This is a genomic window from Methylobacterium sp. J-067, assembly GCF_022829465.1.
Taxonomy (GTDB): domain Bacteria; phylum Pseudomonadota; class Alphaproteobacteria; order Rhizobiales; family Beijerinckiaceae; genus Methylobacterium; species Methylobacterium litchii.
Genome location: NZ_JAKSXZ010000110.1, coordinates 402,262 through 418,964, shown reverse-complemented (window position 1 = coordinate 418,964; position 16,703 = coordinate 402,262). Strand labels below are relative to the sequence as shown.

17 protein-coding genes are annotated in these 16,703 nt (G+C 69.2%); 7 read left to right on the top strand and 10 right to left on the bottom strand.

Translation table 11 applies throughout. The features are described from left to right. Positions 1 to 137: 137 nt before the first annotated feature. Positions 138 to 1,934: an outer membrane beta-barrel protein gene (locus MKK52_RS17145; RefSeq protein ID WP_243955797.1), complete on the top strand. Its 1,797-nt coding sequence runs from the start codon at positions 138 to 140 to the stop codon at positions 1,932 to 1,934. Here MKK52_RS17145 and MKK52_RS17140 read toward each other — a convergent pair. After that, positions 1,931 to 2,389, bottom strand: a complete 459-nt coding sequence (locus tag MKK52_RS17140; RefSeq protein WP_243955796.1) for a nucleoside deaminase — start codon at positions 2,387 to 2,389, stop codon at positions 1,931 to 1,933. The genes MKK52_RS17145 and MKK52_RS17140 overlap by 4 nt on opposite strands. A 116-nt stretch (positions 2,390 to 2,505) precedes the next feature. Here MKK52_RS17140 and MKK52_RS17135 point away from each other — a divergent pair, with 116 nt between their 5' ends. From MKK52_RS17135 to rsmD, 4 genes are all read left to right on the top strand, one after another. Beyond that, complete coding sequence (locus MKK52_RS17135; protein ID WP_243955795.1) at positions 2,506 to 2,697, top strand: CsbD family protein; 192 nt, start codon at positions 2,506 to 2,508, stop codon at positions 2,695 to 2,697. A gap of 115 nt (positions 2,698 to 2,812) precedes the next feature. After that, positions 2,813 to 2,989 (top strand): DUF1328 domain-containing protein, encoded by a 177-nt coding sequence (locus MKK52_RS17130; protein WP_238249729.1) that lies wholly within the window; start codon positions 2,813 to 2,815, stop codon positions 2,987 to 2,989. 101 nt (positions 2,990 to 3,090) lie between these two features. Further along, positions 3,091 to 4,992 carry a pseudouridine synthase gene (locus MKK52_RS17125; RefSeq protein ID WP_243955794.1) on the top strand — a complete coding sequence of 634 codons (1,902 nt, stop codon included), beginning with the start codon at positions 3,091 to 3,093 and terminating at the stop codon, positions 4,990 to 4,992. Positions 4,993 to 5,003: 11 nt separating this feature from the next. Then, positions 5,004 to 5,561 (top strand): 16S rRNA (guanine(966)-N(2))-methyltransferase RsmD, encoded by a 558-nt coding sequence (rsmD, locus tag MKK52_RS17120; protein ID WP_243955793.1) that lies wholly within the window; start codon positions 5,004 to 5,006, stop codon positions 5,559 to 5,561. Positions 5,562 to 5,568: 7 nt separating this feature from the next. On the opposite strand, the gene MKK52_RS17115 is transcribed toward rsmD, so the two are convergent. Further along, complete coding sequence (locus tag MKK52_RS17115) at positions 5,569 to 6,045, bottom strand: helix-turn-helix domain-containing protein (RefSeq protein WP_243955792.1); 477 nt, start codon at positions 6,043 to 6,045, stop codon at positions 5,569 to 5,571. Positions 6,046 to 6,222: 177 nt separating this feature from the next. Beyond that, positions 6,223 to 8,640 carry a transketolase-like TK C-terminal-containing protein gene (locus tag MKK52_RS17110; RefSeq protein WP_243955791.1) on the bottom strand — a complete coding sequence of 806 codons (2,418 nt, stop codon included), beginning with the start codon at positions 8,638 to 8,640 and terminating at the stop codon, positions 6,223 to 6,225. Between the two features lie 123 nt (positions 8,641 to 8,763). On the opposite strand from MKK52_RS17110, the gene MKK52_RS17105 reads away from it, so the two are divergent. After that, a complete protein-coding gene (locus MKK52_RS17105) occupies positions 8,764 to 9,231 on the top strand; it encodes an Lrp/AsnC family transcriptional regulator (protein ID WP_243955789.1) in 468 nt (155 codons plus the stop codon). A gap of 37 nt (positions 9,232 to 9,268) precedes the next feature. On the opposite strand, the gene gatB is transcribed toward MKK52_RS17105, so the two are convergent. The 4 genes from gatB to gatC all read right to left on the bottom strand — a co-directional run bounded on the left by gatB (position 9,269) and on the right by gatC (position 12,929). Continuing rightward, entirely contained in the window at positions 9,269 to 10,741 is a 1,473-nt protein-coding gene (gene gatB, locus MKK52_RS17100) for an Asp-tRNA(Asn)/Glu-tRNA(Gln) amidotransferase subunit GatB (protein WP_243955787.1), read from the bottom strand. Between the two features lie 61 nt (positions 10,742 to 10,802). After that, positions 10,803 to 11,102, bottom strand: a complete 300-nt coding sequence (locus tag MKK52_RS17095; RefSeq protein ID WP_243955785.1) for a hypothetical protein — start codon at positions 11,100 to 11,102, stop codon at positions 10,803 to 10,805. Beyond that, positions 11,099 to 12,580 carry an Asp-tRNA(Asn)/Glu-tRNA(Gln) amidotransferase subunit GatA gene (gene gatA / locus MKK52_RS17090; protein WP_243955783.1) on the bottom strand — a complete coding sequence of 494 codons (1,482 nt, stop codon included), beginning with the start codon at positions 12,578 to 12,580 and terminating at the stop codon, positions 11,099 to 11,101. The genes MKK52_RS17095 and gatA overlap by 4 nt, the downstream gene beginning before the upstream one ends. A gap of 61 nt (positions 12,581 to 12,641) precedes the next feature. After that, complete coding sequence (gatC, locus tag MKK52_RS17085; protein WP_243955781.1) at positions 12,642 to 12,929, bottom strand: Asp-tRNA(Asn)/Glu-tRNA(Gln) amidotransferase subunit GatC; 288 nt, start codon at positions 12,927 to 12,929, stop codon at positions 12,642 to 12,644. A gap of 415 nt (positions 12,930 to 13,344) precedes the next feature. On the opposite strand from gatC, the gene ruvX reads away from it, so the two are divergent. Further along, positions 13,345 to 13,842 (top strand): Holliday junction resolvase RuvX, encoded by a 498-nt coding sequence (gene ruvX / locus MKK52_RS17080; RefSeq protein ID WP_243955779.1) that lies wholly within the window; start codon positions 13,345 to 13,347, stop codon positions 13,840 to 13,842. 4 nt (positions 13,843 to 13,846) lie between these two features. On the opposite strand, the gene MKK52_RS17075 is transcribed toward ruvX, so the two are convergent. Genes MKK52_RS17075 through MKK52_RS17065 form a run of 3 tightly spaced genes read right to left on the bottom strand, consistent with a single transcriptional unit; the run spans position 13,847 to position 16,623 of the window. Further along, on the bottom strand, positions 13,847 to 14,683 hold the full coding sequence (locus MKK52_RS17075) for a MaoC family dehydratase N-terminal domain-containing protein (protein ID WP_243955778.1): 837 nt from the start codon (positions 14,681 to 14,683) through the stop codon (positions 13,847 to 13,849). A gap of 11 nt (positions 14,684 to 14,694) precedes the next feature. Next, positions 14,695 to 15,444, bottom strand: coding sequence for a glucose 1-dehydrogenase (locus tag MKK52_RS17070; protein WP_243955777.1), 750 nt, complete (start codon positions 15,442 to 15,444; stop codon positions 14,695 to 14,697). 24 nt (positions 15,445 to 15,468) lie between these two features. Beyond that, a complete protein-coding gene (locus MKK52_RS17065; RefSeq protein ID WP_243955776.1) occupies positions 15,469 to 16,623 on the bottom strand; it encodes a CaiB/BaiF CoA transferase family protein in 1,155 nt (384 codons plus the stop codon). Between the last annotated feature and the right edge of the window lie 80 nt (positions 16,624 to 16,703).

Genomic DNA, 16,703 nt, shown 5'->3' with positions numbered 1-16,703 from the left:
ACCGTACCCTGCTACGACCAATTAACCATGATGGTCGGCAGCAATCGACGCTGTCATTTCGGCTATCGGCCGATTTTCAGTTGCGTTTTGCGGGACGGGGGCGGCGAGTGCGGGGCTGGAAGACCGACAGCGATGCCGTGACGACGCGAGCCGTCTTCGTGCCGGTCGCCGGCGCTGCTCTGGCCCTCGGCTTCGTCGGGCTTTCCACCGTCGCCACCGCGCAAGCCCCGCCCCGCTTCGACGCCATCAGCCCGGTGCAGGGCGCGCCGGACAATCCCGGTTCCGGGCTCGATGCCGGCGCCAACGGCCTGCCGCAGCTGCGCAGACGCCTGCCCGACAACCCGAACAGCGATGGCCGCACCGCCCCGGCGACGCCGGGACTCGGCGGCGAATCCGGCGCGGGCGCGTCCCAATCGAACGCGACGAGCCAGGGCTTCCAGGACCCGAACACCTTCCGCCTCGACGACCGCGTGACGACGAGCGGGGAACGCACGGGCGGCAAGTCGACGGCGGTCTTCAATCGCGGACTCTCTCCGACCCTGCGGTTCCGCGCGGCGCCGTCCCGCCGCAACGGCTCGGCCATCCGCGGGACCATTCGGGAAAGCACCCAGACCTCGGTGCAATCGCCCCGGCTGACGCCCGTGGTGCAGGAGGCCGTGGTCGGCGTGCCCCTGCCCTACACGAGCACGGGCTCGCGTCTGCCGCTGCTGGCCACCAACCCGGCGCTCGGTCTGCTGACGCCGGGCTTCATCCTCGGCACCGACCTGTCGCGGCCGATCGCTGCCGCCGATCCCGCCTACGCGCAGGTCGGCTACCGGATCGGCACCTTCACGGTGTTGCCGACCTTCACCCAGAGCATCGGCTACGATTCGAACCCGGACCAGACCACCCGCCAGTTCGCGAAGGGCTCGGCCGCCCTGCGCACCGAGGGCACGGTGGATTTCCGCAGCGATTGGTCGTCCAGCTCGCTGGATGGCTCGCTGCGCGGCGCCTACCTCGAAACGCCACAGAACGAGATGGCGAGCCGCCCGGCGGCGGACGGCATCGTGAACCTGCGTGTCGATGCCAACCGCGACCTGCGGATCGATGCCCAGGGCCGTTTCCTCATCGACACCCAGCGGACGACGACGCCGAACCTTCAGGCGGCCTCGGCCGTCAGCCGCCCCCTCATTGCCCTGTACGGCGCGACACTCGGCGCGACGCAAACCTTCAACCGCCTCTCGGTGACGCTGAGCGGCCTCGTGGACCGCTCCGAGTTCGAGGATGTCCGCCTGACCAACGGCGGCACGATCCGGCAGGCGGACCGCAACCTCAACCAGTACAGCCTGCGCCTGCGCACCGCCTATGAGATCAACCCCGACCTCTCGCCCTTCGTAGACGTGATCGGCGATACCCGCGTTTACGATCAGCGCATCGACTCCTCGGGTGTCCAGCGCGATTCGGATGGCGTCGGCGTGCTCGTGGGCGCCTCCCTCGGCCTCGCCCGTCAGGTGACCGGTGAGGTCTCGGCCGGCATTCAGCACCGCAGCTACGCCGACCGCACCCTCCGGGACATCGACGCCCCCCTCGTCAACGCGACGCTGGTCTGGACCGCGACGCCGCTCACCACCGTACGCTTCAACGCGGCGACGGGCGTCACCGAGACGACCATCCCCGGCTCGGCGGGCGTGCTCACCGAGGTCGCCACCTTGGAGGTGCAGCACGATCTGCTGCGCAACCTGTCCGTCGTGCTCGGCGGCTCGATCCTGCACAACGAGTACAAGAACAGCCCCATCCGCGATAACGGCTTTTCGGCCACCGCGCGGCTCGATTACCGCTTCAACCGCTGGCTGACCCTGCGCGGCACGTATATCTACCAGCATATCGACAGCACCTCGGCCTTCTCCAGCTTCCGGGACAACACGTTCCTGATCGGGATGCGGGTGAACCCCTAATCGCGCCGCGCGGCGAAGAAGTCGCGCAGCATCGTGGCGGCCTCGCCCTCGCGGAAGCCACCATAGACCTCCGGCGCGTGGTGGCAGGTCGGCTGGTTGAACACACGCGGCCCGTGCTCCACCCCGCCCCCCTTCGGATCGAGGGCGCCGTAATACAGGCGGCGGATCCGGGCGAAGGAGATCGCGCCCGCGCACATCGGGCAGGGTTCCAGCGTCACGTAGAGATCGCAGCCCGACAGGCGCTCGTCATCGAGCGCGAGGCAGGCCGCGCGGATCGCCAGGATCTCCGCATGGGCCGTGGGGTCGCGCAAAGCCTTCGGCCGATTGTGCGCCACGGCGACCACCCGCCCGTCCTTCACGACGGCCGCGCCGACCGGCACCTCCCCCTCCTCCGCCGCTCGGCGGGCGGCCGCGAAAGCCAGATCGAACGGCGCCGTTCCATCACTGAGCGACACACGGCGCTCCGATCTTCGTGATCATCGAAGATGTTAACAAGCGGAACATTCCTGGATGCATGCCCGTTACTGGTCCGACGCGGCTATGCCGTAACAAGACAGAATGGAGTGACGCCATGAGCAGCACCACTGACAAGATCAAGGGCGCGGCCAACGAGCTGGTTGGCAAGGCCAAGCAGGGCATCGGCGACGCCACCAACAACGACAAGATGAAGACAGACGGCGCCGCCCAGGAGCTCAAGGGCAAGACCCAGAGCACGGTCGGCGACGCCAAGGATACCGTCAAGTCGGCCACCGACAAGCTCTGATCCATCGGCGGCCCGGCGCGTGGTTTCATTGAAGCGTCCGCTGCCGGGCCGTATTGTCTTCGATAGATGCGGTACCGTGAGGGTATTGCACTGCCCCACGGCGTAGGAGTTTCCCATGATCGGCTGGGCCATAACCTTTCTCGTCGTCGCCCTCGTGGCAGCCCTCCTGGGTTTCGGCGGCATCGCCGGCACGGCCGTCGAAGCAGCCAAGCTCGTGTTTTTCGTCGCGATTGCCCTGTTCCTGATCTCCGCCGTGTTCGGCGTGATGCGTGGGCGTTCGCCCAGGCTGTAACAAACTCAGATAAGCGATCCGGCCGGGCGATTGCGTATCCTCGCCCGCCAGATGCCTCCGGCGGTCTCGCCTGAGAGGGGCGGCTCTGCTATGGGCCGCCAATGACCGACATTCCAAACGACGAAAACCCGGGCAAGGACCGGGACGACGCGCAATCGAAAGAGCGCGAGGCTTCCTGGCAGCCGTCCACCGATGCGGGCAGCGCCAAGGATCTCGCGGAGGAGAAGGCGCCGCGCGGCAAGAGCCGCTCCGCCCCCTCCGGCGATGCCACGATGAAGCGCCGCGCCGCTGCGCCGGCTGCTCCCACCGACGAGACGACAGCTGCCGAGGACGAGCCGGAGAACGGCTTCGCGGGCGAGCGGATCGCGAAGGCCATCGCGCGGGCGGGTCTCGCCTCCCGGCGCGACGCGGAGGCGATGATTCTCGCCGGCCGCGTGAGCGTGAATGGCGCGGTGATCGATTCGCCCGCCCTCAACGTCACCGACGACGACAGCATCGTAGTGGACGGCGAGCCCATGCCCGCCCGCGAGCGCACCCGGCTGTGGATCTTCCACAAGCCGCGCGGCCTCGTGACCACCGCCCGCGACCCCGAGGGTCGGCAGACCGTGTTCCAGGTCCTGCCCGAGGATTTGCCCCGCGTCGTGGCCGTCGGCCGCCTCGACATCAACACCGAGGGGCTGCTGCTCCTGACGAATGACGGCGGCCTCGCCAAGGTCATCGCCCATCCCGACACGGGCTGGCTGCGCCGCTACCGCGTCCGCGCCCACGGCGACACCGATCAGGCGCAACTCGACCGCCTCTCCAAGGGCGTGACCATCGACGGCATGGAATACGGGCCCATCGAAGCCACCCTCGACCGCGTCCAGGGCGACAATCTGTGGCTGACGCTCGGCCTGCGCGAGGGCAAGAACCGCGAGGTCAAGCGGATCCTCGAACATCTCGGCCTGCAGGTGAACCGGCTCATCCGCATGTCGTTCGGGCCGTTCCAGCTCGGCGACCTCGAAGTCGGGCTGGTGGAGGAGGTGCGCACCCGCGTCCTCAAGGATCAGCTCGGCAAGACCCTGTCGGAGCAGGCCGGCGTCGATTTCGAGAGCCCGGTGCGCGAGCCCATTGCGGCCTTCGGCGGCGCGGCCAAGCCCGCCCGCTCGGACGCCGACCAGGGCAAGCGCCAGGATCGCCGCGCGCCCGCACGACCCGCCCCGCAGCGGGTTTCGACCGGCGGTTCCGGCCCTAACCCGCAGCGCTCCGTATGGCGGGACGAAGCGCCGAATGACGGGCCCTACAAGCCCGGCCGTCCGCCCCGGCGTGGCGCCGATCCGCGTATCGATCAAGCGCAGGCGGCCGAGCGCGGCCGCGAGCGCGTCGGCGCCATCAAGTCCGGCGACCGGCGGGTGCTGGTGGAGCGGCTGTCGCCCACCCCCGCCCAGCCCGCCGCGCGGGAGGAGCCCCGCCGCCGCTACTCGAAGGCCCCTCCCGCCGGGGCCAGCTTCGAGGGACGTCGCGACGAGCGCGCCCCGCGCGTACAGGACCGGCCGACGGGCGCCCGTCCGCCGAGGGCGTCGCGTCCCCGCGAGGAGGGCGAGAACTCGGGCTTCCGGGGCAACGGCCCGCGCCGCGAGGGGGGAGCCCCGCCGCGCGGACGCTCCTTCGACCGCAACGAGGGCGGCGGGCAGCGCGGCGAGCGTCGCGCACCGCGCCCCGAGGGCGAGGGCTTCAAGGGCCGCTCCGGCGGGCCGGCAAAATCCTTCGGGGATCGTCCGGCGGGCAAGTCCTTTGGGGAACGCCCGGCCGGCAAGTCGTTCGGGGATCGCCCGGCGGGCAAGTCCTTCGGCGGCGGTGGCCGTCCCGGCGGGGGCAAGCCGGGTGGCGCGGCCGGTCGCGGTGGCAAGCCGGGCGGCGGCGGGTTCAAGGCCGGCGGGTTCAAGCCGGGCGGAAGCCGTCCCGGCGGCGGCAAGCCCGGCGGGTCGAAGGGCGGCGGACGTCCGCCGCGCGGCACCCGCTAAGGCCGGCGTCCATGCGGATCGTCGGCGGGCAGTGGCGCGGGCGGCGTCTTGCCACCCCTCGGACGGACTCTATCCGTCCGACCTCCGACCGCCTGCGCGAATCGTTGTTCAACGTGCTGACGCATGGCTACGACGATGCCGTGGAGGGCGCGCGGGTGCTCGACCTGTTCAGCGGGACGGGCGCCCTCGGGTTCGAGGCCCTGTCGCGGGGGGCGTCCTACGCGCTCCTCGTCGATGAGGGCACCGAGGCGCGCAGCGTGATCCGCGCGAACATTGAGGCGTTCGGGGCCGAGGGCATCACCCGCCTGTTCCGGCGCGATGCGACGAAGCTCGGCCCTGCAGGGCCGGCGGGGCGATTCTCGCTGCTGTTCTGCGATCCGCCCTACGGCAAGGACTTGGCCCCGGCGGCTCTGGCCAGCGCTGCTGCCGGAGGCTGGCTGACCGACGATGCCCTCGCCGTGGTGGAGGAGGTCGCCTCGGAAACGTTGGCGCTGCCGCCGGGCTTCACCGAACTCGAACGGCGGGTCTACGGCGACACGGCGGTGACGATCGCGCGCTACGCGGCGTAGCCCGCGCTCAGTGCGCGGCCGGCTTCTCCGCGCGCACCTCGGCGGCCTCGGCCTTCGTCGCGGGGGCCTTGGCCGTCTCTTCCTCGGCGCCGGACGTCGTGGCCTTGGAGACGCGCAGCATCGCCTTCACCATCGTGAGGATGCTCCGGCGCACCTCTTCGTCGGTGATCGTGGCGTAGGCGCGCAGCAGGTCGATGGCCCCGTCGCTGTGCAGCAGCATCTCGATGGCGTCGTCGGGCGGCGGCTGGGTCGTGTCCTCGAAAAAGGTCGCGACGGAGACGCCAAGCCGGTCGGCGATGGCCTGAAGGCGTCCGGCGCCGACGCGGTTCTTGCCGGCCTCGTACTTCTGAACCTGCTGGAAGCTGATCCCCAGCGCTTCGGCAAGCTGCGACTGGCTCAGTCCATTGGCGGTGCGCAGGAGCGCGATCCGGCTGCCGATACCATGATCGACGGGGGTGGATTGCTTCGGCTTCGTCTTTCTCATCGCTACCGCTCCGGCAGGGATCCGGCGCCGCCGAATTCCTCGGCACCTCAACCCCTGGTCGTAAGGCGATCTAACGCGATGACGATGAACAGGCTATGGGCGCCGCGCGGAAAGGATGCCGTCGCCTGACGGGAAAACAGCCAGGCACCGCAGGGCGCCCGGCTTCCAGTGCATGGCTCAGGCGTGGAAAGGGGTGCCGCGCCCGATGCGGTGGCCGTAGCCCCGCGAGCGGATCGGCTTCTCCGGCGACAGGGCTCCGGCGGCGGCGACGATGCCCTCCGCATCGATTCCGTAATGGCGGTACAGGTCTGCGACGGTGCCCGTTTGCCCGAATCGCTCGATGCCGAGGGCGCGGGTGCGGTGGCCGTGGACCGCACCGAGCCAACCCAGCGTCGCCGGGTGCCCATCGACCACGGTCACGAGCCGGCAATGGGGCGGCAGGCCGTCGAGAAGGTCCTCGATATGCGAGCGGGCCTCCCGGTCCCCCGACTCGCGGGCGCGCTGGGCCGCCGACCATCCGGCATTGAGCCGGTCGTAGGAGGTCACGGCGAGGAGGCCGATGTCGCGGCGGTCCTCGGCCATCAGGCCCACCGCCTCGATCGCCTCGGGCGTCGGCGCGCCCGTCACGGCGACGATGAGGTCGGCGTTCGGTCCGGGCTCGCGCAGCCAATAGGCGCCCTCGATGATCCCGTGCTTCAGCGCAGGGCTCATCTCACGCTGAGGTTGGGCGAGGCTGCGGGTGGAGAGCCGGAGGTAGACGGAACCACCCTCCTTCCCGTCGCGCTGCACGTAATCGAAGGCGTGGCCCATGATGACGGAAAGCTCGTCGACGAAGGCCGGCTCGAAGGTCAGCAGCCCATCCTGCGCCATGCCGATCAGCGGCGTGTTGATCGACTGGTGCGCGCCGCCTTCCGGCGCCAGCGTCACGCCCGAGGGGGTGGAGCCGATGATGAAGCGGGCATCCTGGTAGCAGGCGTAATTGAGGGCATCGAGGCCCCGGCAGATGAAGGGATCGTACAGCGTCCCGATGGGAATCAGCCGCTCGCCGAACAGCCGGTCGGACAGGCCGAGCGCCGAGAGCAGCAGGAACAGGTTCATCTCCGCGATGCCCAGTTCCATGTGCTGGCCCTTCGTCGAGAAATCCCAGTTGAAGGTCGAGGGGATGCGTTCGGACTTGAACAGGTCCCGCATTTCCTGTTTCGCGAACAGGCCGCGCCGGTTCACCCAGCCGCCGAGATTGGTCGAGACGGTCACGTCCGGCGAGGTGGTGACGATACGCTCGGCGAGCGGCGTCTCCTGCTTGCCGAGTTCGTTGAGGATCAGGCCGAAGCCGGCCTGCGTGGAAAGGCTCGGCTGGCGCGGGCACGGGAAATCCGCCGGCACTGGCAGCTTCGGCGCCGAGTAGCGGCGCGGCCCCGCCGAGAAGAACGGCGAATGCTCGATGAAGCGGCGCAGATCCGCCTCCGGCATCTGCGCGCCCTCGAAGGGCTCCCATTCGTGGCCGGCGCGGACGCCGACCTTCTCGCGGAACAGCTCGGTCTGCGCGGGGGTGAGGAGGCCGGAATGGTTGTCCTTGTGGCCGGCGAGCGGCAGGCCGTAGCCCTTCACGGTGTAGGCGATGAAGACGGTCGGGCGGTCGTTGTCGGCCGCCTCGAAGGCCTTCAGCAAATTCACCATGTCGTGCCCGCCGAGGTTGCCCATCAGCGCGGCGAGTTCGTCGTCGTCGCGGCGGGCGACCAGGGCCAGGGCGTCAGGCTCGTTGGCGAGGTCCTGGTTCAGGCGCTTGCGCCACGCCGCGCCGCCCTGGAACGTCAGGGCCGCGTAGAGCTGGTTCGGCGCGGTGTCGATCCAGCGGCGCAGGCTCTCGCCCCCGGGCTCGGCGAAGGCCGCATCCATCAGGCACCCGTATTTCAGGACGACCACGTCCCAGCCGAAGGAGCGGAAGATCTCCTCGAAGCGGCTGTACAGGCCTTCGCGGATCACCGCGTCCAGGCTCTGGCGGTTGTAGTCGATGATCCACCACGTCCGGCGCAGGCCGTGCTTCCAGCCCTCCATCAGGGCCTCGAAGATGTTGCCCTCGTCCATCTCCGCATCACCGACGAGGGCGACCATGCGGCCCTCCGGCTTGTCCAGGCCCCAGCCGTGGGCGCGGACGTAATCCTGCACCAACGAGCCGAACAGCGTCTGCGCGACGCCGAGGCCGACCGAGCCAGTGGAGAAATCGACGTCGTCGGTGTCCTTGGTGCGGGACGGGTAGGATTGCACGCCGCCGAAGCCGCGGAAATTCTCCATCTTCTCGCGGGTCTGGCGCCCGGCGAGGTATTGCAGGGCGTGGAAGACCGGCCCGGCATGGGGCTTCACCGCCACCCGGTCCTCGGGCCGAAGCGCGGCGAAGTAGAGCGCCGTGAGGATGGTCGCCATGGAGGCAGACGAGGCCTGATGCCCGCCGACCTTCATTCCGTCGTGGTTCGGACGGATGTGGTTGGCGTTGTGGATCATCCACGTGGACAGCCACAGGGCCCGGCGCTCGAGCTCGCCGAGGAAGGGCAGGCGCGGATCGGCGTGGGTGGCTTCGGGCGAAATGGCGGGGGACATCGGCGGTCTCTTCGGCAGATGTACCAGCATCGCATGAGGCCAACGGCAGGAATTGCCAATTCCGCTCCGCAGCCATATTTTTTTGGCCGATCCCGCTAAGATTGCGGCCGTGGACAGCAGAAAATGCCAGAACGCGCGATAGATACCATCGACCGCAAGATCCTCGCCGAATTGCAGCGGGATGGGCGGATCACGGTGCAGGACCTCGCCGAACGGGTCGGGCTCTCACCCTCCCCCACCCTGCGGCGCATCCGGCTGCTGGAGGAGGCGGGCATCCTGAAGGGCTACGTCGCCCTAGTCGATCAGGCGCGGGTCGGCCTTCCGATCTCGGTCTTCGCCTCGGTGAAGCTCGAACGGCAGCGCGAGGAGGAGCTCGACCGCTTCGCGGAGGCCGTGGCCCGCTGGCCGGAGGTGGTGGAGTGCTACTTGATGACCGGGCGGCACGACTACCTTGTGCGGGTCGTGGTGCCCGATCTCGCCGCCTACGAGCGCTTCCTCAAGGACAAGCTCACACGGCTGGGCGGCGTCGGCTCCATCGAGTCGAGCTTCGCCCTGGGACAGGTGAAGTACACGAACGTACTGCCGGTGTGACCGGCAGTCGCCGCCGCCCTGGATCGCGACCTGCCGCTCAATCAATCCCGAGCTTCGCCTTCAGCAGGGCGTTGACGGCAGCCGGGTTGGCCTTGCCGCCGGTCGCCTTCATCGTCTGGCCGACGAACCAGCCGAGCAGGGTCGGCTTTTCCTTGGCCTGGGCGACCTTGTCGGGGTTCTTGGCGATGATCTCGTCCACGGCGGCTTCGATGGCGCCGGTGTCCGTCACCTGTTTCATGCCGCGCGAGTCCACGATGGCGCGCGGGTCGCCGCCCTCGGTCCATACAATCTCGAACAGGTCCTTGGCGATCTTGCCGGAGATCACGCCCTCGCCGATCAGGTCCACGATGGCGCCGAGCTGGTCGGCCGAAACCGGCGTCTGCTCGATGCCGACGCTTTCCTTATTCAGGCGGCCGAACAGCTCGTTAATGACCCAATTCGCTGCCGCCTTGCCGTCGCGACCCTTGGCGACCGCCTCGTAATAATCGGCGGAGGCCCGCTCGGCGACGAGCACGCCGGCGTCGTAGGTCGAGAGCCCATAATCCTTGACGAAGCGGGCCTTCTTGGCGTCCGGCAGTTCCGGCAGGCCCTTGGCGAGTTCGTCCACGAAGGACTGCTCAAATTCCAGCGGCAGCAGGTCCGGATCGGGGAAGTAGCGGTAATCGTGCGCCTCTTCCTTGGAGCGCATCGAGCGGGTCTCGCCCTTGCCCGGATCGAACAGGCGCGTCTCCTGATCGATCTTGCCGCCATCCTCGAGGATCGCGATCTGGCGGCGCGCCTCGGTTTCCACCGCCTGCCCGATGAAGCGAATCGAGTTGACGTTCTTGATCTCGCAGCGCGTGCCGAGGGGATCGCCGGGGCGGCGCACGGAGACGTTCACGTCGGCGCGGAGGTTGCCCTTCTCCATGTCGCCGTCGCAGGTGCCGAGGTAGCGCAGGATCGTGCGCAGCTTCGTCACGTAGGCCTTCGCCTCCTCGGAGGAGCGCAGGTCCGGCCGGGAGACGATCTCCATCAGGGCGACGCCGGAGCGGTTCAGGTCCACGAAGCTGCGGGTCGGGTCCTGATCGTGCAGCGACTTGCCGGCATCCTGCTCCAGGTGAAGCCGCTCGATGCCCACGGTGAAGGACGTGCCGTCGGGCATGTCCACCAGAACCTCGCCCTCGCCGACGATGGGGTCCTTGTACTGCGAGATCTGGTAGCCCTGCGGAAGATCCGGGTAGAAGTAGTTCTTCCGGTCGAACACCGAGCGCAGGTTGATCTGCGCCTTCAGGCCGAGCCCCGTGCGCACCGCTTGCGCGACGCATTCCTGATTGATGACCGGCAGCATGCCCGGCATCGCCGCATCGACCAGCGAGACGTGGTCGTTAGGCTCGCCCCCGAACGCCGTCGCGGCGCCGGAGAAGAGCTTCGCCTTGCTGGTCACCTGGGCGTGGATTTCCATCCCGATCACGACTTCCCAGTCGTGCAGGCCGCCCTTGATCAGCTTCTTGGGGTCAACGGGTGCGTTCATGGTCTTCCGGGCCGCAACGGCTTCAACGTGTTCGGCAGTTAGGAGCCCCCTGCCGGAGGGGTCAAGCGCGCCGCCGGGTCGCGTAGCGGGCGCCATAGCCGAGCATCGCCCAGAGCAGGGCCGCCACGGCGCGAACGGTGAAGAAGGTCGGCCCGTCATGGGTGATCGGCGCCGGCCAGGGGATGCCTGCCGCCGACACCGCCCACGAGAACAGCACGGCGATCGCGAAGGCGATGATCGCCGCGATGAAGCACTTGCCGAACTGGTCGGCCTTCCAGCCGAGATAGACCGCCACCACGATCAGCGCCGGGTCGAACCCGGCCCAGATCCAGACGGTCCAGGGATAGAACGGGACGGTCATGCCCACCACGCGGCGGGCAACTGCGTCCGTCCGGCGGAATCCTCGATCACCTGCGCGGCGGCGAACAGCGTCTCCTCATCGAACGGACGGCCGATGAGCTGCAGGCCCAGGGGCAACCCTTGCGAATCAAGCCCCGCCGGCACGGCGATGCCTGGCAGGCCCGCCATGTTCACCGTCACCGTGAACACGTCGTTGAGGTACATCTCCACCGGGTCGGCGTTGGCCTTCTCGCCGATGCCGAAGGCCGACGAGGGCGTCGCCGGGGTCAGGATGGCATCCACGCCGTCCGCATAGGCGGCCTCGAAGTCGCGCTTGATCAGCGTGCGGATCTTCTGGGCGCGCACGTAATAGGCGTCGTAATAGCCCGCCGAGAGCACGTAGGTGCCGATCATGATCCGGCGCTTCACCTCGCGGCCGAACCCGGCGGCGCGGGTGTTCTCGTACATCGCGGCGATGTCCTTGCCCGGCACGCGCAGGCCGTAGCGGACGCCGTCGTAGCGCGCGAGGTTCGAGGACGCCTCGGCCGGCGCCACGATGTAATAGGCTGGCAGGGCGTAGGAGGTGTGCGGCAGCGAGATCTCCTTGATCGTCGCGCCGGCCGCCTTCAGCCACGCCGCGCCCTCGTCCCAGAGCTTCTGGATCTCGGCCGGCATGCCATCGACCCGGTACTCCTTCGGGATGCCGATGGTCAGGCCCTTCACGCCGCGACCCACCGACGCCTCGAAATCCGGCACGGGCAGGTCGGCGCAGGTGGTGTCGCGGGCATCCGCGCCGCTCATGGAGGCGAGCAGGATCGCGCAATCCTTCACCGTGCGGGCGATGGGGCCCGCCTGATCGAGCGAGGAGGCGAAGGCCACCGTGCCCCAGCGGGAGCAGCGCCCGTAGGTCGGTTTGATGCCGACCGTGCCGGTGAAGGCGGCGGGCTGGCGGATGGAGCCGCCCGTGTCCGTCGCCGTGGCGCCGAGGCAGAGCCGCGCGGCGACAGCCGCCGCCGACCCGCCGGAGGACCCGCCGGGGACGAGGGGCGCGTCCGAATCCTTCCGGCGCCAGGGCGAGACGACGTTGCCGAAGGCGCTGGTCTCGTTCGACGAGCCCATGGCGAACTCGTCGAGATTGAGCTTGCCGAGCATCACGGCACCATCGCGCCAGAGATTGGCCGACACCGCCGATTCGTAATGCGGCTGGAAGCCCTTGAGGATCTTGGAACCCGCTGTCGTCTCGACGCCCTCGGTGCAGAACAGGTCTTTGATGCCGAGCGGGATGCCCTCCAGCGGGCGGGCCTCGCCGGCGGCGATCTTCGCGTCCGACGCGTCGGCCATCGCCAGCGCGCGGTCGGGCGTTTCGAGGAGGTAGGCGTTCAGCGCCCGCGCCTTGGCCATGGCGTCGAGATGCGCGCTCGTCAGCTCGCGGGCGGAAAGGGTCTTCGCCTTCAGGGCGTCCCTCGCCTCGGCGAGGGTGAGTTCGTTGGGGCTGCTCACGCGTCTCAAGTCCCTGCGCGCCCCGGGGGCGCGTGCAATCGGAAAGGCCCGGCCCGGAGGATTACTCGACCACCTTCGGCACGAGAAAGTAGTGATCCTCCGTCTCGGGCGCGTTGGCGATGACGGCGTCGGCGCGGCCGCCATCGGTTACGGCATCCTCGCGCTTCTTCATCGCCATCGGCAGCACGGAGGTCATCGGCTCGACGCCGGAGACATCGACCGTGCCGAGTTGCTCCACGAAGGCTAGGATATTGTTCAGTTCGGCGCCCAGCGGCCCGACTTCCTCGTCGGTGACCGCGATCCGCGCCAGATGTGCGATCCGCCGCACAGTCTTCTCGTCGACCGACATGCCGCCCCGTTCATCGCGGCCGGGGACTCGTTCCCTCGGCCGGGCGGGCTATAGCATTGCGGTTCCAAGCCCCGCAACGCAATGCGCTCAGGTGACGACGTGGTTCGGCCTCAGGGTCTGTTCCACGGCGATGCCCGGCGCCTTGACCGGCCGCAGCACGGATTGCGCGGCGCCGAACACCAGCACCTCGAAAGCCAAGAGGAGCATCCAGCGATGCCGGCGGCGCCGCGCCCGCTGATCCTGAGTCGTGGTTGAAGCGACCGCCACAGCCGTCCCCGCTCGATCGGTTAACGAAGTCTTAACCAACCTACTTAGCGGGCTTGGGCTCCCCGTACATCCGGCCTGAGCGCAGAGATGGTTAAGCCTGTGGACGGGACGGTGGCGCCGAGCCCGCGCCTCGCGTAGGCCCTCCACCATGGACAAGCAGACGTTCCGCGATTTCGCGGTGGCCTCGCGCGGGGGCGCCCGCCTGATCGGCCTCGACCTCGGCACGAAGACGATCGGGCTCGCCCTGTCGGATCTCGGCCGGCAGATCGCGACTCCGTTGGAGACGATCAAGCGGGTGAAATTCACGCCGGACGCCCTGCGGCTGAAGGCGATCTGCGAGACGCATCGCGTCGGCGGGCTGGTACTGGGGCTGCCCCTCAACATGGACGGGAGCGAGGGGCCGCGCGTGCAATCGACCCGCGCCTTCGCCCGCAACCTCGCGCCGATTCTGCCCCTGCCGGTGCTGTATTTCGACGAGCGGCTTTCGACGGCGGTCGTCACCCGCGCGCTGATCGAGGCGGACGCCTCGCGCCAGCGCCGGGGCGAACTCGTGGACAAGCTCGCCGCCGCCTACATCCTGCAGGGATGCCTCGACGCGATGCGCAACGTCGCCGACGAGGATGCCGACGACGAGGAGGAGGCGTAGCGCGTTACGCCCCGGCGCTGGCCCGCATGCAGACGCGGTCGTCCGCGTCGAGGGTCACGCCCTCCCAGCCATCTGGCGTCAGGCGACCGCAGACGCAAAAATCCTGATTCGCGGTCATGGGCGAGACGCCCCGGTGGCGGAAACGCGCCGGCACCCGACCGAGCATCGCCGTCGCGAGGTTCATGAGCAACGTCGCCTGGATCGGCCCATGCACCACGAGGTCGGCATAGCCTTCCACCTGCGTCGCATAAGGGTGATCGTAGTGGAAGCGATGGCCGTTGAAGGTCATGGCCGAATAGCGGAACAGCAGTGTCGGCGTGGCCGGCAGCGTACAGCATTGCGCGTAATCCGCTGCGTCGCCGCGCTCGGGCTCGGCGCCCGCGCCGGTCGGGGCGCCGGCCGCCTCGCGGTAGACGATGTCCTGCCGTTCTCTGATCGCAGGGCCGCGCGGACCGCTGACGACGTGATCGACGGTCACGAAACACAGCCGCCCGCTGCGGCCCTCCTTGAATGCGACGTCCCGCACGGTCTCGACGCGTGTGACGGCATCGCCCTCGCGGAGCGGCGCCAGCGTCACGACCTCGCCGCCGGCCCACATCCGCCGGGGCAGCGGCACCGGGGGGAGGAATTCGCCCTTCGCGGCATGGCCATCCGGCCCGAGGGCGTCGATGGCCGGCGTGTCCGGCGCGAGGCACCAGTGCAGCGCGGGCCACGCCACGCCCGCCGGGACGGGCGCCAGATGTGGTGTGAAGGTCGCCCGGAACTCGGCCATCAGCCGGGGCGTCACGAGGTCTTGGCCCTCGCGCGTCCGGCCGATCCAATCCGCGAAATCGCCGCCCATTCCCGAATCCCTCACGCGGTGCGACCGCCATCGACGGGCAGATCGATGCCCGTGATGAACTCCGCCTCGTCGGAGGCGAGGAACAGCGCCGCCGCCGCGATGTCCTGCGCCGTCGAGAGACGGCCGAGGGGTATCGTGGAGATGAACTTGATGCGGTTCTCCGGCGTGTCGGGCACGCCCATGAACTCTTCGAGCAACCCCGTCGCGCCCATCACCGGGCAGAGGGCGTTCACGCGGATCTTCCACGGGGCGAGTTCGAGGGCCAGCGAATGGGTCGCTAGGCTCGCCGCCCCCTTCGAGGCGTTGTACCACGTCAGCCCCGGACGCGGCCGGAGCGCCGCCGTCGAGCTGACGTTCAGGATCACCCCGCCGCCGTTGTCGCGCATCACGGGCGCGGCCGAGCGGACGAAATGGAAGATCGATTTCACGTTGACGCGGAAGACCCGGTCGAAATCCTCCTCCGTCACCTCCATCAGCGACTTGTTGCGGTGGGTGGTGCCGGCGTTGTTCACGAGGATCTGCGGCGCGCCGAACCGCTTGCCGGTCTCCTCGACAACGGAGGCGACGTCGGCGGCCAAGCCGACATCCGCAGCCAGCGCGATGGCCCTGTCGCCGAGGCTGCGTGCCAGATCCTCCACCGCCTCCCGGCGGATATCGACCAGCGCGACCCGCGCGCCTTCGGCCACGAAGCGCTCCGCGATGCCTGCGCCGAACCCGCCGCCCGCACCCGTGACGATGGCGATCTTGCCTTCGAGCCGCATGTCGTCCTCCCGTTGTCGTTGGTGTCAGTCGGCCCGGAACTCCTCGCGGATCCGGGTGCTGTGCTCGCCGATGGCCGGCACGGGGCCGAGGGGGCGGACTTCGCCGTCAATCAGGACCGGCGGCGCCACGATCCGCGCAGTCCCGGCCGGTGTCTCGACCTCGGCGCGGATCAAAGCCGGATGGGTGGCGAGGTCGGCCAGGGTGTTCACGAAGCCATAGGCGGTGCCCGAAGCCTTCAGCCGCGCGGCGGCGGCGTCTCGGGTGAGTTTCCCGATCACCTGCCTGATCAGCCCATCGACGGCCTCGCGGTTGGCGACGCGGGCGTTGTTCGAATCGAACCCCTCAGCGCGGGCGAGCGAGGGCTGTTCGAGAACGCCCGCGCAAAAGGCGGCCCATTCCCGCTCGTTCTGGATGGAGATCAGCACGAGGCTGTCGTCGGCGGTGGCGAAGGCACCGTAGGGACTGATCGAAGGGTGGGCGAGGCCGAGCCGTTGCGGCGTGTGCCCGGTGCCTTCGAAATACAGGAGCGGAACGTTCATCCAATCCGCCGCGCCGCTGAACAGGCTGACCTCCAGGGCGGCGCCCTCCCCCGTGATGCCCCTGGCGATCAGGGCTTCGAGCACGGCGGCATGGGCGTCCATCCCGCAGGCGACATCGCAGACCGAGACGCCGACCCGCCCCGACCCGGCGGGATGCCCGGTGATCCCGGCAAGCCCGCTCTCGGCCTGCACCAGCAGGTCGTAGGCCTTCATGTCCGAATAGGAATGGCCGGTGCCGTAGCCGGTGATGTCCACGGTGATGAGGCGCGGATGGCGGCGGCGCAATTCCGCGGAGCCGAAGCCGGCCCTGGCGGCGGCGCCGGGCGCGAGGTTCTGCACGAAGACGTCCGACTCCGCGAGGATCCGGTGCAGCAGCGCCGCGTCGTCCGGGTCCTTGATATCGGCCACGAGGCTTTCCTTGCCCCGGTTGAGCCACACGAAATAGCTCGCCAGCCCGTTCACCGCCGCATCGTAGCCCCGGGCGAAATCACCCTCCGGCCTCTCGATCTTGATGACGCGGGCGCCGGCATCCGCCAGCCGCGAGGTGCAGTAGGGCGCGGCCACCGCCTGCTCCAGGGCGAGCACGGTCAGCCCCGTCAATGGCAGTGAAGTCCCTCGGCCCTGCCTCTCAGGCGGCATCGCACCCCTCCCCCGATCCGCCCCTCACATGGCGCGGGATCGCCGGCCTGTCCAACCCACCCAGAGCGGCAGGTCCAATC